The following is a 14,766-nucleotide window of genomic DNA, read 5'->3' as shown; positions in this document are numbered from 1 at the left end:
GCCCAGCACCCCGCCTCCGCCACCCTCCGGTGGTCCTCCGACAAAGGCTGGGTCGACCGGCCCACGGCCGAGCCCCCCGAGGCCGCCTCGATGCCGACGCTCGCCCAGCTGACCACGGCCGAGCAGCGGTGGGCCGACCGCGAGGAGGACATCACCACCGTCGGCGGTGACCCCTACGAGGTGGGGCAGGTCTTCGCCCGGCGCTGGGTCGAGCGCCTCGGCGACCAGCACCACCTGCAGAAACTGTCCGGGATGTACCCGCGCATCCCGCACCGCGTCGACGGGGAGCTGCTGCGCTACGCCGCCCGCTTCGGTCTGCTCGCCCACAAGGACGACCAGATCGACGAGCGGGACCGTTACGCCATCCGGGCCGGCTTCTGGCGGGAGATCAGCGTGCGCACGGGCGTGGAGCACCCACCCCTGGACGCCTGAGTTCTTAGCCGACGGAATTCCCGGTACGGACCGACCCGAGAGCGGACCGGGGTCGCCGACCCCGTAGTCTCGTCCCTTGTGAGTAAGCGCGCGGCACAGGCATTTCGGCACGATGGTGACGTCGTGTGCGCGGTGCGCGGGCTGACCAAGACCTATCCGGCGGTCCGGGGCCGGCGCGGCACCCCCGGAACACCCGAGGTCCGGGCCACGGACGACGTGACGCTGGACATCCGCCGCGGCGAGATCTTCGGCCTGCTCGGTCCCAACGGGGCCGGCAAGTCCACCCTCGTGCGCCAGCTGACCGGGCTGATGCGGCCCGACCGCGGCAGCGTGGAGATCCTCGGGCACGACATCGTCCGCCACCCCGAGCGGGCCGCGCGGATCCTCGCCTACCTCGGGCAGGAGTCGACCGCCCTCGACGAGCTGACCGTGTCGCTCGCCGCCGAGACCACCGGGCGGCTGCGCGGCCTGGACGTACGGCACGCGCGTGCCGAGCGGGACGCCGTCCTCGAGGAGCTGGGGCTCGCGCCGCTCGCCGGGCGGCCGCTGAAGAAGCTCTCCGGGGGGCAGCGGCGCCTGGCGTGCTTCGCGGCGGCCCTGGTGGGGGAGCGGCCGCTGCTCGTGCTGGACGAGCCGACCACCGGCATGGACCCGGTGGCGCGGCGGGCCGTGTGGTCCGCCGTCGACCGGCGCCGGGCCGAGCACGGGACGACCGTGCTGCTCGTGACCCACAACGTCATCGAGGCCGAGACGGTGCTGGACCGGGTGGCCGTCCTCGACCGGGGGCGGGTGATCGCCTGCGACACCCCCGCCGGGCTCAAGGAGCAGGTCGCTGGTGAGGTGCGCGTCGACCTCGTGTGGCGGGACGAGGCTCCGCTGTACGTGCCCGAGGTGGCCGCGCTGAAGGACCGGGTCGTGGAGTCGGGCCGCCGCTGGACGCTGCGGCTCGGGCCCGAGGAGGCCCGGACGGTCGTCGCGACCGTCACCGGCGGGGCCGCCTTCGCCGCCCTGGACGACTTCACGCTGGCCACCCCCAGCCTGGAGGACGTGTACCTCGCCCTCGGCGGGGCCGTGCAGCAGGGGCTGGTGAAGACGTGAGCGCGAGGACACCGGGCGCGTGGGCCGTGAGCGGACCGGCCGCCGCATACGTACCGAACAGGCGACTGCCGCAGTGGACCCGAGCGAAGGGGAGCAGCGCGACGTGAGTGTCGTACCCGCCGATGTCCTGCCGGGCAGTGCCCTGGCCGTGGAGGAGCCCGCCGCGTGTGCGGCCGAGCTCGGGCCTCGGGCGCGGCTGTGGCCGTCGCTGGCGGCCGTGTACCGGGCCCAGCTCTCCCGGGCGCGGGTGGCGCGGATCCCGCTGCTGTTCGTGGCGACCTTCCAGTCGGTCGGGATCATGATCCTGATGCGCGGGGTCGTGGACGACGGGGCGGAGGCGCAGGCCGTCGTCGCCGGGTCGTCGGTCCTGGTGGTCGCCTTCGTCGCGCTGAACCTGCTCGCGCAGTACTTCGGGCAGCTGCGCGCCAGCGGCGGGCTCGATCACTACGCGACGCTGCCGGTGCCGCCGGCGGCCGTGGTGCTGGGGGCTGCGGGCGCGTACGCCTCGTTCACCGTGCCCGGAACCGTGGTGACGGCGCTGTTCGGCTGTGTGCTGTTCGGGCTGCCGATGGCCCATCTGTGGGTCCTCATGGCCGTGATCCCGCTCGCGGGCGCCGCGCTAGCCGGGCTCGGGGCGGCGCTGGGGCTGCTCGCGCCCCGGCCGGAACTGGCCACGCTGCTCGGGCAGCTGGGCATGTCGGCGGCGCTGCTGCTGGGCGTGCTGCCGGCGGACCGGATGCCGGAGGTCGTGCGCTTCACGCGGGACCTGCTGCCGTCGACGTACGGCGTGGAGGCCTTCGCGCGGACGTTCGGGCCGCATCCCGACTGGGCCTTCGTGCTCGGCGACCTCGCGGTGTGCGGGGTCGTGGGCGTCGTCTCGCTGGCCGTGGCGACCTGGGCGTACCGCCGGGCGGCCGTCCGTTGAGCGCGGAGCGGTCCGCCGGTGACGCGGCGCACGAGCCGGGCTGGCACGATGGCAGGGTGACCGCACCACTGACTCCGCCAACGCCCCCGCACGAACACTCCGCACAGGGTGCGTGGCAGCCGCCGGCCGCCGGGCCTCAGGCTCCCGGTTCCCAGCACGCCGAGTACGCCGGGCACGGCTGGTACGGACAGGACGGCCCCGGAATGAGGACGGAACTGCGGGAGGCCGCCGTGATCGCGGTGGCCGTGGCGCTCGGCGGGGTGCTGCTCGGCGTGCTGTGGTGGTGGCTCGCGCCGCATGTGCCGCTGGTCGGCGACGTGGTGGAGAAGAACTGGGTCGTCTACCTCAAGGACACCGAGGGCGAGCAGGCCATCGGTGTCGACGGCACGTTCACGCTGCTCGGGCTGGCCTTCGGCGCCCTCAGCGCGCTGGTCGTCTTCCTGCTGCGGCGGCGCGGGGGCGTGCCGCTGGTGGTGGGGCTGGCCCTCGGAGGCCTGCTCGGGTCGTTGCTCGCCTGGCGGGTCGGGGTGTGGCTCGGGCCCGCCGAGGACGTGATCGCGCACGCGCGGGAAGTCGGGCAGGGCGTCACCTTCGACGCGCCGCTGAAGCTGGGCGCGAAGGGCGCGTTGCTGGCCTGGCCGCTCGCCGCGCTGGTGCTCCACCTCGGGCTCATGGCGCTGTTCGGCCCCCGCGACCCGGAGCCGGAATTCGGCGCGGGCCCGTATCCGGGCCCGCCGCCCGCCGACGGCCGATAGGTTCCGGGGCCGCTTTTCGCTTTGGCCTGAGCGCTCAGAATCCGCCTTCGCCTGCGGCCTGTGCCGTTCCGGGGTTGCCTTTCGCCTGCGGCCTGAGCGTTCCGGTGGCTTTTCGCCTGGGGCCTGTGCGTTTCGAGGCGGCTTTTCGCCTGCGGCTTGTGCCGTTCCGGGGTGGTCTTGCGCCTACGGTCTGGGCGTTCCGGCGGCCTTTCGCCTGGGGCCTGCGCGTTTCGAGGCAGCTTTTCGTCTACAGTCTTAGCGCTCCGGGGGCCCTTCAACCTGCGGCCTGTGCGTTCCGGGGTGGGCCTTTCGCCTGCGGCCTGTGCGTTCCGGGGTGGGCCTTTCGCCTGCGGCCTGTGCCGTTTCGGGGCGGCCCTCCGCCTACGGCCTGAGCGCTCCGGGACCGTCCGCTGCAGCGGCCTGAGCGCTCCGGGGCGGCCCGCCGCAGGCGGCCCGGCTTTCGGGGGCCGCCGTCGCTCAGCGTCCGATCGGCGCCAGGACCGCCTCCGTCAGCTTCTGGAGGTCCTCCGGCGCCAGTTCCACCTCCAGGCCCCTCCTGCCCGCCGAGACGCAGATCGTCGGGTGGGCCGAGGCCGACACGTCGAGGACCGTCGGGAGCTTCTTGCGCTGGCCCAACGGGGAGATGCCGCCCCGGACGTAGCCCGTCGTGCGTTCCGCGAGCGCCGGGTCGGCCATCGCCGCGCGCTTGCCGCCCACGGCCGCCGCCAGGGCCTTCAGGTCCAGCTGGCCCGCCACCGGGACCACCGCGACCGTCAGCGCGCCGTCGACGTCCGCGACCAGGGTCTTGAAGACACGGTCGGGGGAGACGCCCATGGCCTCGGCCGCCTCCTCGCCGTAGGAGGGGTGCGCGGGGTCGTGGTCGTAGGAATGGACCGTGTACACCGCGCCCGCCGCCGTGAGGGCCACCGTCGCCGGGGTGCCGCCCGGCTGGTGCTGCTTCTTCGACTTCTTCGCCATGCGGATCCGCTCAGTTGAGGCTCATCGGGCCGCGCGTCAGCTCCGACGCGGGCAACGACGGCAGACTACGGATGATCGCCGTCTCGGAGCGAAGGAGTTTCAGCTCGTCGCGCAGGCGGGACGCCGTGTCGGGCGCCTGGAGCAGCCGCTGCTTGGTCGGGGTGTCCAGCATCATCGCGGCCGCGACGAGGTACGACACCACGCCCGGCTCGTCCGGCAGTTCGGCCCCCGTCGCGAGAGACCGCTCCCGCGCCCCGGCCAGCCGTTTCTGGTACTGGCGGAAGGACCGCAGCACGCCCTCGGCCAGCGGCGCGGCCTCGTCGCCCGGTTCCTCCTCCAGAGGCTCCAGCTCGGCCGTCAGGAAGGGCCCGGACGCCTCGACGGACAGCAGTTTCACCCGGGTCGTGCCGGTCGCCAGGACCTCGTAGGAGCCGTCGGTGCGCTCCCGGATCGTCGCCGCGTCGGCGATGCAGCCGACCTTGTGGAACGCCTTGGCCGGGTCCGTGCCGAAACCGGCCGCGGGTCCCCGCTCGGGCAGGGCGGTCGGGTCGGGCATGCCGGGCGCGGTCGAGGCCACCTCGTGGCCGTCGCGGATCGCCACGACGGCGAACCTGCGCGGCTCGTCCTCGGGCGTCTTCAGCAGCTCGCGCATCATGGCGCGATACCGCTCCTCGAAGACGTTGAGCGGGAGCACGAGCCCCGGGAACAGCACCGAGTTCAAGGGGAAGAGGGGGAGCCGGACGGTGGTCACGACGCAAAAGCCTAATGGTCGCCGGGACGGACTCGACCGCCCCGTTCACTCCGTGGATGCCAGGACGGGTCCCCGGCCACCGCGGACCGCACGTCCTCGCACACCCGCAGGAAGTGCCCGAGCGGGTCGTCCGACACCTGGTCCCAAGGGAACGAGGTGGCGTACGGGCCGTTCAGGCGCAGCTGCTCGACGGCGTCCGGCCAGCGCTCCAGGCGTACCAGGACGAAGATCAGCAGGTTCCGCATCCGGGCCGGCCAGGGGTCGTGGGCCGGCAGCAGCGGGGACAGCGCGATCGCTCGGTCGGCGGCCGCGTCCAGCCGCTCGCGCGGCACCTCTGGCCCGCAGCCGTCGGTGAGGTAGCCGAAGGCCGCCCGCAGCGGCAGGGCCTGGACGAGCGCGCCGGCGGGAGCGTCCTGGGCGGCCCGGTCGGCGAAGTCGAAGCACTCGCGGTGCGAGCCGTGCCAGGAGGCGGCCAGGTAGCGCAGAGCCGCCACATGGCAGCCGTAGTGGTGCGGGGCACGGCGTACGGCCGCCGCCCACAGCTCCTCGAAGTACGTGTGCCCGGCCTGTGCGCCCCGGGCGTGGTCGAGCGCGAGCCGCCACGGCACCGGGTCCCGCTGGTCGCCCCGGGCCGCCGCCGTGATCAGCGGGCTCACCTCGCGCAGCAGCTCGGCCCGGGCCGGTGACTGCCAGGCCCGGTCCACCGCCAGCTGGGCCCCGACCAGCAGCGCGTCGGGGTCCTGCGGGGCGATGGCGAGCCAGGCGTCCAGCCACTCGGGCCGGGAGCGGGCGAAGGCGGCCAGCCGGGTCACGTACCGGTCGCGCCGCTCCCACTCCGAGGCCACGCGCGTGGCCAGGAGCAGCGAGGCGGCCGGGAGGTGGTCGCCCCGGGCGGCGGCGACCAGCGCCGGGCTCAGCCGGGCGTCGGGCGCGTCGAGCAGCACCTCGTCGTCGGCGCACGGCTCGCCGACGAGGTGGGGGGAGGTCCTTGCCATCCGGCTCGCGCGGATGAACGGCAGCTGCATTGCCATGGTGCCGACCATTGAAAGTCGGCTGGTCATGGCGGCGCCAGACTGTTCATGGAACCTACGGAAAGTTGTACATCCGATGGTCAAGAGAACGTAAAACCGTGACAGTTCCATACCTGTGGTCACATCAGCACCATCAGTTGCGACGCAGCAGTCGCGTCGCCCCCGCCGCCACCGTCGTCGCGAGGATCCAGCCCAGCAGGATCATCGCCGCCGCCAGCCACTGCCAGGGCCCCCGCAGCTGCCAGAACCCCACCTGGCCCAGGTCGATGACGGGCAGCAGCAGGTCGAGGGTGAACAGCGTCGGATTCCACTCCGGGTGCTCACCCCGCTTCATCGGCGGATGCCCGGCCTGCGCGAAGGCCAGGGAGCCCGCCGCCCACAGCACCGCCATCCACACCGCGGCCCGGCCCGGCCGGTACCCGTAGGCGACCGTGAAGTCCTGCGCGTAGCCCCACAGCTTGGCCGCCATCGGCAGGCTCTCGCGGTGCCGGCGCTGCTTGGCCAGCAGCACCTCGCGGGCGTCCTCGTCCTCCCCGCCGGCCCGCAGCACGGCCGCGAGGCGCTCGTACGGCTCCGGGTTGTACTCGGCCGTCGCCGCCGCCACCCACCGAAGCCGCTCGTCCGGCGGGAACGGTCCGCGCGGCACGAGGTTCTCGTAGACGAAGCCGCCCATGTGCAGCCGCCCCGGGCCCGGCCAGGCGTCCGCGCGGTCCATCAGGTTGACGACCCTCGCCCCGGACAGCACCACCCGCCCACGCACCGGCTGCTCCCCGAGGAACCGCAGCTCCGGCGTCTGCACCCGGCGCAGCGACAGCTCCTGGTCGTCCGTGAGGGTGAACCGGGCCCGCTCGAAGTCGACGGCGTCACCGAACCGGCCGTCGTCCAGCCGGATCCCGCCCTCGCACGCGAAGCGCTGGATGCGCGTCCCCTGCGCCGGGGTCATCCCGCTCATCGCCTGGGCGCCGACTCCCGCCGGTGTCAGATACAGGCTCCGCTCGACGGTCAGCTGCGGGGCGTTCAGCGCGAGCCGCTCGAAGGGGTTGCTCAGCCGTGCGCCGCGCAGGCTCAGCGACACGCCGATCGTCGCGGCGCGCAGGCTCAGCTCGCCGTGCGACTCCAGCAGCTCCGCCTGTAAGTCCTGGCCGACGGTCATGCCGTCCGCGGCGATCGACCGGCCGCTGTGATCCCGGTGCACGATCGCCTGGTTGAGCATCAGGTCCGTGCCGATCTGCGCGTCCGTGAGCCGGATGCCGTGGTGGAAACGGCAGCGCGGCAGATGCAGATCGCCCTCGGTGTGCACCCGGGCCGCCTCCAGCCGGGGCACCGAGCAGTCCACCACGCGCAGGGTGGTGAAGCGGGCCTCCGGCAGCAGCACGTCCTGCTCGAAGCGGCACCGGCGCATCTCGACGTACGGCACCACCGTGCCGCCCGCGAGGTCCAGGGAGCCGCTGACCTGCACACCGATCAGCTTCAGGGACGACACGCGGCCGGCCAGGGCGGGCGGCCCGTCGAGGAGCAGCCAGCACACGATCCGGGCCCGGACGGTCCGCTCCTCGCCCCACGGGTGGCCGCCGTGCGGATCGTCGGCCACGGCGTCGCCGCAGCTCAGGTCATACACGGTGCCGTTGCGGAAGGCCTGCCACATGCCGGCCTCGGCCGCGGTCAGGTCGTCGGGCAGATCCCCGGCACGGACGCCGGCCCCCTCGGTCACAGCTCTTTCCTTCCTCCCCGGGTACTCACGGGTCACTTGCCTCGTACACCAGTTCATGCCCGCTCTGTGACGGCCCGAACACATGACGTGAAGGGGATCTTCCGGGTGCCGACGGCTTTCTGTATCAGCCATTGATACGCGCGGACGACGCCTCACCCGGGTCTGAGAGAATTGAGCACGTGATCTCCCGAATCGATCTGCGCGGCGACGCCCTCGTCGAGGGCCCCGCCCTGCGTGACCTGCTGCCCCGAGCCGACTTCGACGTAGCGGCCGCCCTCGAGAAGGTGCGTCCGATCTGCGAGGACGTGCATCATCGCGGCGACGCGGCGCTGATCGACTTCGCCGAGCGGTTCGACGGGGTCAGGCTCGATCAGGTCCGGGTACCGGCCGCCGCGCTCACCCGCGCGCTGGAGGAGCTCGACCCGGCCGTGCGCGCGGCCCTGGAGGAGTCCATCAGCCGCGCCCGGACCGTCCACCGCGCCCAGCGCCGCGCCACGCACACCACCCAGGTCGTGCCCGGCGGCTCCGTGACCGAGAAGTGGGTGCCGGTCGACCGCGTCGGGCTGTACGCGCCCGGCGGCCGGTCCGTCTACCCGTCCTCCGTGATCATGAACGTGGTGCCCGCCCAGGAGGCCGGCGTCGAATCCGTCGCGCTCGCCTCACCCGCCCAGGCCGAGTTCGGCGGCCTGCCGCACCCGACCATCCTCGCCGCCTGCGCGCTGCTCGGCATCGACGAGGTCTACGCGGCCGGCGGCGCCACCGCCGTCGCGATGTTCGCCTACGGCACCGAGTCCTGCGCGCCCGCGAACATGGTCACCGGCCCCGGCAACATCTGGGTCGCCGCCGCCAAGCGCTACTTCACCGGCCGGATCGGCATCGACGCCGAGGCCGGCCCGACCGAGATCGCCGTCCTCGCCGACGACACGGCCGACCCGGTGCACGTCGCCTCCGACCTGATCAGCCAGGCCGAGCACGACCCGCTGGCCGCCGCCGTCCTGGTCACCGACTCCGTCGAACTCGCCGACGCGGTCGAGAAGGAACTGGAGCCGCAGGTCGCGGCCACCCGGCACGTCGAGGACCGGATCGTCCCGGCCCTGTCCGGCAGGCAGTCCGCGATCGTGCTGGTCGACGGCATCGACGAGGGCCTCAAGGTGGTCGACGCGTACGGCGCCGAGCACCTGGAGATCCAGACGGCCGACGCCGCCGCCGTGGCCGACCGCGTCCGCAACGCCGGCGCGATCTTCATCGGCCCCTGGGCGCCCGTGTCGCTGGGCGACTACGCGGCCGGGTCCAACCATGTCCTGCCCACCGGCGGCTGCGCCTGCCACTCCTCGGGTCTGTCGGTCCAGTCCTTCCTGCGCGGCATCCACATCGTCGACTACACGCGCGAGGCGCTGGCCGACGTCGCGCACCACGTGGTCACGCTGGCCGAGGCGGAGGACCTGCCGGCCCACGGCGCGGCGATCAAGGCGAGGTTCGACTGGAAGGTTCCCCAGGGCAAGTGAACGACGTACGCATCGACGATCTCCCCGTACGGGACGAGCTGCGTGGCAAGTCCCCCTACGGCGCGCCCCAGCTGGACGTCCCCGTACGGCTGAACACCAACGAGAACCCCTACCCGCTGCCCGAACCGCTGGTCGAACGCATCGCCGAGCGGGTCCGTGAGGCCGCCCGGAATCTCAACCGCTACCCGGACCGGGACGCGGTCGAGCTGCGCACGCGGCTTGCGGAGTACCTCACCGACACCTCCGGCCACGAGGTCGGCGTGGCCAACGTCTGGGCGGCCAACGGCTCCAACGAGGTCATCCAGCAGCTGCTGCAGACCTTCGGCGGACCGGGCCGCACCGCCATCGGCTTCGAGCCGTCGTACTCGATGCACGGCCTCATCTCGCGCGGCACCGGCACCGGCTGGATCTCCGGTCCGCGCAATGAGGACTTCACCATCGACGTCGCCGCCGCCGAGAAGGCCATCGCGGAGAACCAGCCGGACGTCGTCTTCATCACCACCCCCAACAACCCCACGGGCACCGCCGTCCCGCCCGAGACGGTCCTCGCGCTGTACGAGGCCGCGCAGGCGGCGAAGCCGTCGATGGTGGTGGTCGACGAGGCGTACATCGAGTTCAGCCACGGCGACTCGCTGCTGCCGCTGCTGGCCGGCCGGCCGAACCTCGTCGTCTCCCGCACGATGTCGAAGGCGTTCGGCGCGGCGGGCCTGCGCCTGGGCTACCTAGCCGCGCACCCGGCCGTCGTCGACGCCGTCCAGCTGGTCCGGCTGCCCTACCACCTGTCGGCCGTGACCCAGGCGACCGCCCTGGCCGCCCTGGAGCACACCGACACGCTGTTGGGCTACGTCGAGCAGCTCAAGACCGAACGGGACCGCCTGGTCACCGAACTGCTCGCGATCGGCTACGAGGTGACCGCGTCGGACGCGAACTTCGTGCAGTTCGGCCGGTTCGAGGACTCCCACGAGACCTGGCGGAAGATCCTCGACCGGGGCGTCCTGGTCCGGGACAACGGCGTGCCCGGCTGGCTCCGGGTCACCGCCGGGACCCCCGAAGAGAACGACGCGTTCCTCGACGCGGTACGTGAAGTGAAGAAGGAGCAGAGCGCATGAACCGCGTAGGCCGCATAGAGCGGGTGACCAAGGAGACCTCGGTCCTCGTCGAGATCGACCTCGACGGCACCGGGAAGACCGACATCAAGACCGGCGTCGGCTTCTACGACCACATGCTCGACCAGCTCGGCCGGCACGGTCTGTTCGACCTCACGGTGAAGACCGAGGGCGATCTGCACATCGACTCGCACCACACCATCGAGGACACCGCCCTCGCCCTCGGCGCCGCCTTCAAGCAGGCCCTCGGCGACAAGGTCGGCATCTACCGCTTCGGCAACTGCACGGTCCCGCTGGACGAGTCCCTCGCCCAGGTCACCGTCGACCTGTCCGGCCGCCCCTACCTCGTGCACACCGAGCCCGAGAAGATGGCGCCGATGATCGGCGAGTACGACACCACCATGACCCGGCACATCCTGGAGTCCTTCGTGGCCCAGGCGCAGATCGCGCTGCACGTGCACGTGCCCTACGGGCGCAACGCGCACCACATCGTGGAGTGCCAGTTCAAGGCGCTCGCCCGCGCCCTGCGCTACGCCTCCGAGCGGGACCCGCGCGCGGCCGGCATCCTCCCGTCCACGAAGGGCGCCCTGTGAACGGCACCTCGACCCTGCTGATCGTCGTCGGTCTCTTCCTCGTCGGCGGGATCTACTCCTTCATCAAGCAGAAGATGCCCAAGGGCCTGATCGTGCTGCTGTCGATCGGCGCCGCGATGTGCCTGACGGCCGGTGTGGTGAGGCTGGAGGTGTGGAATTGAGCGCCCCTCGCAAGAACGTGGTGGTCTTCGACTACGGCTTCGGCAACGTCCGTTCCGCCGAGCGCGCCCTCGCCCGCGCGGGAGCCGACGTCGAGATCACGCGTGACTACGACAAGGCCCTGAACGCCGACGGCCTGCTGGTGCCCGGCGTCGGCGCCTTCGCCTCCTGCATGACCGGCCTGCGCGAGGCCCGCGGCGACTGGATCGTCGACCGCAGGCTGTCCGGCGGCCGCCCGGTCATGGGCATCTGCGTCGGCATGCAGATCCTCTTCGCGCGCGGCATCGAGCACGGCGTGGAGAGCGAGGGCCTCGACGAGTGGCCCGGCTCCGTCGAGCCGCTCCAGGCCGAGATCGTGCCCCACATGGGCTGGAACACCGTCGAAGCGGCGCCCGGCTCGCAGCTGTTCGCCGGCCTCGACCCGGACGCCCGCTTCTACTTCGTGCACTCCTACGCCGTCCACGACTGGTCCCTGGAGACGCACAACCCGGCGATGACGGCCCCCAAGGTCACCTGGTCCACCCACGGCAAGCCGTTCGTCGCCGCCGTCGAGAACGGCGCCCTGTGGGCCACCCAGTTCCACCCCGAGAAGTCCGGCGACGCCGGAGCCCAGCTCCTCACCAACTGGATCGGAACACTGTGAGCAAGCTCGAACTCCTCCCCGCCGTCGACGTCCGGGACGGCCAGGCCGTCCGCCTGGTGCACGGCGAGTCCGGCTCGGAGACCTCCTACGGCTCCCCGCTGGAGGCCGCCCTCGCCTGGCAGCGCTCCGGCGCCGAATGGCTGCACCTGGTCGACCTCGACGCCGCCTTCGGCACCGGGAACAACCGCGAGCTGATCGCCGAGGTCGCCCGCGCCATGGACATCAAGGTGGAGCTGTCCGGCGGCATCCGCGACGACGAGACCCTCGCCGCCGCCCTCGCCACCGGCTGCAAGCGCGTCAACCTCGGCACCGCCGCCCTGGAGACGCCGGAGTGGGTCGCCAAGGTCATCGCCGAGCACGGCGACCAGATCGCCGTCGGTCTCGACGTCCGCGGCACGACCCTGCGCGGGCGCGGCTGGACCCGCGACGGCGGCGACCTCTACGAGACGCTGGCGCGCCTCGACAAGGAGGGCTGCGCGCGGTACGTCGTCACCGACATCGCCAAGGACGGCACGCTCCAGGGCCCCAACCTGGAACTGCTGCGCAACGTGTGCGCCGCCACCGACCGCCCCGTCGTGGCCTCCGGCGGGGTCTCCTCGCTCGACGACCTGCGCGCCATCGCCGAACTCGTCCCGCTCGGTGTCGAGGGCGCCATCGTCGGGAAGGCGCTGTACGCGAAGGCGTTCACCCTTGAAGAGGCCTTGGAGGCTGTGTCGTCATGACCGTACGGCGTGTGCAGAGCGGAAGTCCCTGGGAAGAGTCCTTCGGTTTTGCACGCGCCGTCGAGGCGGGCGACCGGGTGCTGGTGGCGGGCACGACCGCGTTCAAGGGCGATGTGCTCTACGGCGAGGGCGACCCGTACGAGCAGGCCAAGGTGGCCATCACCACCGCCCTGGAGGCGATCGCCGAGTTCGGGCTCACGCCCGAGTCCGTGATCCGCACCCGGATCTACCTCGCGCACGCCCGGGACGTCGACGCGGTGGGCCGGGCCCACAAGGAGATGTTCGACGGCGTGCGCCCGGTCACGACCCTGCTGGTCGTGCAGGGCTTCATCGACTCCCGGGTCCTGGTGTCGGTGGAAGTGGAAGCATTCAGAGGGACACCTTCAGCGGAACACTAAGAGGAGCACGATTCATGACCCTGGCGGTCCGAGTCATCCCCTGCCTGGACGTGGACAACGGCCGGGTCGTCAAGGGCGTCAACTTCCAGAACCTGCGCGACGCGGGCGACCCCGTCGAGATGGCCAAGGTGTACGACGCCGAGGGCGCCGACGAGCTGACGTTCCTGGACATCACCGCCTCGTCGGGCAACCGCGAGACCACGTACGACGTGGTGCGCCGCACGGCCGAGCAGGTGTTCATCCCGCTCACGGTCGGAGGCGGCGTCCGCACCGCCGAGGACGTGGACAAGCTGCTGCGTGCCGGCGCGGACAAGGTCGGCGTCAACACGGCCGCGATCGCCCGGCCCGACCTGATCCGCGAGATCGCCGAGCGTTTCGGCCGCCAGGTGCTGGTCCTGTCGGTCGACGCCCGCCGCACCGAGTCGGGCTCCTTCGAGGTCACCACCCACGGTGGCCGCAAGGGCACCGGCATCGACGCCGTCGAGTGGGCCCACCGGGCCGCCGAACTGGGCGCCGGCGAGATCCTGCTCAACTCGATGGACGCCGACGGCACCAAGGACGGCTACGACCTGGAGATGATCCGGGCCGTACGCAAACACGTCACGGTCCCGGTCATCGCCTCGGGCGGCGCGGGCAGGCTGACCGACTTCCCCCCGGCCGTCGAGGCGGGCGCGGACGCGGTCCTGGCGGCCTCCGTGTTCCACTTCGGCGACCTGCGCATCGGCCAGGTCAAGGAGACGCTGCGGGAGGCGGGTCACCCGGTGCGGTGACGCCCCGTCCGCAGTGAGCCCCGGCCGCGCGATGCGGCCGGGGCTCTCTCGGAAACGAGCTCAGACGCCGGGCTCAGATGCCGAGCTGCTTCGACTCGTGCAGCTTCGCGATCGCGTTCTCGTCCCCGTCGAGGTCGACCTTGGCCGCGCTCTGACGGCCGTAGGAGAACAGAACCAGCTCGGACGGCTCGCCGGTCACGGTGACCACCGGGGTGCCGCGGTGGGCCACCGCCGTCTGACCGTCGGGCCGGCGCAGGACCAGGCCCGTCGGCACGCCGCGGCCCATCAGCCGGGCGGTGCGCTCCAGCCGGGACCACAGGGCGTCCTGGAAGACCGGGTCGAGGTCGCGCGGGGTCCAGTCGGGCTGGGCGCGCCGGACGTCCTCGGTGTGGACGTAGAACTCGATGATGTTCGACGCCTCGTCGACGGGCTTGAGGGAGAAGGGCGAGAAGCGCGGCGGGCCCGTACGGATCAGCTGGATCAGCTCCTCGTACGGCTTGTCGGTGTACTCCGCCATCACCTTCTCCAGACGCGGCGCGAGCTGCTTGATCAGCATCCCGCCGGCGGCGTCCGGGCGGCGCTCGCGCACCACCACGTGCGCGGCGAGGTCCCGGGTCGTCCAGCCCTCGCACAGGGTGGGCGCGTCCGGGCCCGCGGTCTCCAACAGGTCGGCGAGGAGAAGTCGTTCACGCTTGGCATGGGTCGACATGGGGCCAGCCTACGACCGGCCGTCGGGTCCGCCCAGTGGACACTCCACCAGCCCTGTCGGTGACGCCCGGCACAATGGTCACCATGACCAGCACGCCCAGCCCTCTCGACCCGGAGATCGCCGCGCGCCTCAAGCGCAGCCCCGACGGTCTCCTGCCCGCCATCGCCCAGCAGTACGACACCGGAGAGGTGCTCATGCTCGGCTGGATGGACGACGAGGCGCTGCACCGCACCCTGACCACCGGCCGGTGCACCTACTGGTCGCGCAGCCGCCGGGAGTACTGGGTCAAGGGCGACACCTCCGGCCACTTCCAGTGGGTGAAGTCCGTCGCCCTGGACTGCGACGCCGACACCGTGCTCGTCAAGGTCGACCAGGTCGGCGCCGCCTGCCACACCGGCGCGCGCACCTGCTTCGACGCGGACGTGCTCCTCAAGGACGGCGGTCCCGACGGTTCCGCCGCCGATCAGTAAGGTCAGCGGC

At 72.3% G+C, this 14,766-nt stretch carries 17 protein-coding genes and 1 pseudogene; 13 read left to right on the top strand and 5 right to left on the bottom strand.

Annotated elements, in window-relative coordinates:
- The 4 genes and pseudogenes from K4G64_RS24590 to K4G64_RS24575 all read left to right on the top strand — a co-directional run.
- Positions 1-432 (top strand): annotated as a pseudogene (locus K4G64_RS24590) (NYN domain-containing protein); the annotation flags it as partial.
- Between the two features lie 123 nt (positions 433-555).
- On the top strand, positions 556-1,530 hold the full coding sequence (locus K4G64_RS24585; protein ID WP_221758181.1) for an ABC transporter ATP-binding protein: 975 nt from the start codon (positions 556-558) through the stop codon (positions 1,528-1,530).
- Between the two features lie 103 nt (positions 1,531-1,633).
- Entirely contained in the window at positions 1,634-2,455 is an 822-nt protein-coding gene (locus K4G64_RS24580; protein WP_221758180.1) for an ABC transporter permease, read from the top strand.
- Between the two features lie 56 nt (positions 2,456-2,511).
- On the top strand, positions 2,512-3,210 hold the full coding sequence (locus K4G64_RS24575; RefSeq protein WP_221758179.1) for an AAA family ATPase: 699 nt from the start codon (positions 2,512-2,514) through the stop codon (positions 3,208-3,210).
- Positions 3,211-3,687: 477 nt separating this feature from the next.
- Here the strand turns inward: K4G64_RS24575 and ybaK are convergent, their stop codons facing one another.
- The 4 genes from ybaK to K4G64_RS24555 all read right to left on the bottom strand — a co-directional run bounded on the left by ybaK (position 3,688) and on the right by K4G64_RS24555 (position 7,681).
- Complete coding sequence (gene ybaK, locus K4G64_RS24570; RefSeq protein ID WP_221758178.1) at positions 3,688-4,188, bottom strand: Cys-tRNA(Pro) deacylase; 501 nt, start codon at positions 4,186-4,188, stop codon at positions 3,688-3,690.
- Positions 4,189-4,198: 10 nt separating this feature from the next.
- A complete protein-coding gene (locus tag K4G64_RS24565) occupies positions 4,199-4,939 on the bottom strand; it encodes an LON peptidase substrate-binding domain-containing protein (RefSeq protein ID WP_221758177.1) in 741 nt (246 codons plus the stop codon).
- Between the two features lie 11 nt (positions 4,940-4,950).
- Positions 4,951-5,982, bottom strand: a complete 1,032-nt coding sequence (locus K4G64_RS24560) for a hypothetical protein (RefSeq protein WP_221758182.1) — start codon at positions 5,980-5,982, stop codon at positions 4,951-4,953.
- 121 nt (positions 5,983-6,103) lie between these two features.
- The gene (locus K4G64_RS24555; protein ID WP_221758176.1) at positions 6,104-7,681 is read right to left on the bottom strand and encodes an oxidoreductase; all 1,578 of its coding nucleotides are present in this window, start codon (positions 7,679-7,681) and stop codon (positions 6,104-6,106) included.
- 179 nt (positions 7,682-7,860) lie between these two features.
- Here K4G64_RS24555 and hisD point away from each other — a divergent pair, with 179 nt between their 5' ends.
- The 8 genes from hisD to hisF are packed head-to-tail and all read left to right on the top strand — an operon-like array spanning position 7,861 to position 13,577.
- Positions 7,861-9,186: a histidinol dehydrogenase gene (hisD, locus tag K4G64_RS24550; RefSeq protein ID WP_221758175.1), complete on the top strand. Its 1,326-nt coding sequence runs from the start codon at positions 7,861-7,863 to the stop codon at positions 9,184-9,186.
- Positions 9,183-10,295, top strand: a complete 1,113-nt coding sequence (locus K4G64_RS24545) for a histidinol-phosphate transaminase (RefSeq protein WP_221758174.1) — start codon at positions 9,183-9,185, stop codon at positions 10,293-10,295. The genes hisD and K4G64_RS24545 overlap by 4 nt, the downstream gene beginning before the upstream one ends.
- The gene (gene hisB / locus K4G64_RS24540) at positions 10,292-10,885 is read left to right on the top strand and encodes an imidazoleglycerol-phosphate dehydratase HisB (protein ID WP_221758173.1); all 594 of its coding nucleotides are present in this window, start codon (positions 10,292-10,294) and stop codon (positions 10,883-10,885) included. The genes K4G64_RS24545 and hisB overlap by 4 nt, the downstream gene beginning before the upstream one ends.
- Complete coding sequence (locus K4G64_RS24535; RefSeq protein ID WP_221758172.1) at positions 10,882-11,046, top strand: hypothetical protein; 165 nt, start codon at positions 10,882-10,884, stop codon at positions 11,044-11,046. The genes hisB and K4G64_RS24535 overlap by 4 nt, the downstream gene beginning before the upstream one ends.
- Positions 11,043-11,687: an imidazole glycerol phosphate synthase subunit HisH gene (gene hisH, locus K4G64_RS24530; protein ID WP_260460906.1), complete on the top strand. Its 645-nt coding sequence runs from the start codon at positions 11,043-11,045 to the stop codon at positions 11,685-11,687. The genes K4G64_RS24535 and hisH overlap by 4 nt, the downstream gene beginning before the upstream one ends.
- Entirely contained in the window at positions 11,684-12,409 is a 726-nt protein-coding gene (gene priA / locus K4G64_RS24525) for a bifunctional 1-(5-phosphoribosyl)-5-((5-phosphoribosylamino)methylideneamino)imidazole-4-carboxamide isomerase/phosphoribosylanthranilate isomerase PriA (RefSeq protein WP_221758170.1), read from the top strand. The genes hisH and priA overlap by 4 nt, the downstream gene beginning before the upstream one ends.
- Positions 12,406-12,807: a RidA family protein gene (locus K4G64_RS24520; RefSeq protein ID WP_221758169.1), complete on the top strand. Its 402-nt coding sequence runs from the start codon at positions 12,406-12,408 to the stop codon at positions 12,805-12,807. Before priA ends, K4G64_RS24520 begins: the two co-directional genes overlap by 4 nt.
- Before the next feature lie 14 nt (positions 12,808-12,821).
- Positions 12,822-13,577, top strand: coding sequence for an imidazole glycerol phosphate synthase subunit HisF (gene hisF, locus K4G64_RS24515; protein WP_184912460.1), 756 nt, complete (start codon positions 12,822-12,824; stop codon positions 13,575-13,577).
- Between the two features lie 73 nt (positions 13,578-13,650).
- On the opposite strand, the gene K4G64_RS24510 is transcribed toward hisF, so the two are convergent.
- A complete protein-coding gene (locus tag K4G64_RS24510; protein ID WP_221758168.1) occupies positions 13,651-14,286 on the bottom strand; it encodes a TIGR03085 family metal-binding protein in 636 nt (211 codons plus the stop codon).
- Positions 14,287-14,369: 83 nt separating this feature from the next.
- Here K4G64_RS24510 and hisI point away from each other — a divergent pair, with 83 nt between their 5' ends.
- Entirely contained in the window at positions 14,370-14,756 is a 387-nt protein-coding gene (gene hisI / locus K4G64_RS24505) for a phosphoribosyl-AMP cyclohydrolase (RefSeq protein ID WP_221758167.1), read from the top strand.
- Positions 14,757-14,766 lie beyond the last annotated feature (10 nt).

Source organism: Streptomyces sp. WAC04114, from assembly GCF_019733245.1.
Classification (GTDB): Bacteria; Actinomycetota; Actinomycetes; order Streptomycetales; family Streptomycetaceae; genus Streptomyces; species Streptomyces massasporeus_A.
Note: the sequence above shows the minus strand (reverse complement) of the source record. Positions and strands in the feature narration are given on the sequence as shown.

What these genes read in the sequence shown, in the direction of transcription:
- hisF (WP_184912460.1), top strand. Translation starts at nt 12,822, where the DNA reads ATGACCCTGGCGGTCCGAGTCATCCCCTGCCTGGACGTGGACAACGGC.
- ybaK (WP_221758178.1), bottom strand. Translation starts at nt 4,188, where the DNA reads ATGGCGAAGAAGTCGAAGAAGCAGCACCAGCCGGGCGGCACCCCGGCG.
- K4G64_RS24510 (WP_221758168.1), bottom strand. Translation starts at nt 14,286, where the DNA reads ATGTCGACCCATGCCAAGCGTGAACGACTTCTCCTCGCCGACCTGTTG.
- K4G64_RS24560 (WP_221758182.1), bottom strand. Translation starts at nt 5,982, where the DNA reads ATGGTCGGCACCATGGCAATGCAGCTGCCGTTCATCCGCGCGAGCCGG.
- K4G64_RS24520 (WP_221758169.1), top strand. Translation starts at nt 12,406, where the DNA reads ATGACCGTACGGCGTGTGCAGAGCGGAAGTCCCTGGGAAGAGTCCTTC.
- hisB (WP_221758173.1), top strand. Translation starts at nt 10,292, where the DNA reads ATGAACCGCGTAGGCCGCATAGAGCGGGTGACCAAGGAGACCTCGGTC.
- hisI (WP_221758167.1), top strand. Translation starts at nt 14,370, where the DNA reads ATGACCAGCACGCCCAGCCCTCTCGACCCGGAGATCGCCGCGCGCCTC.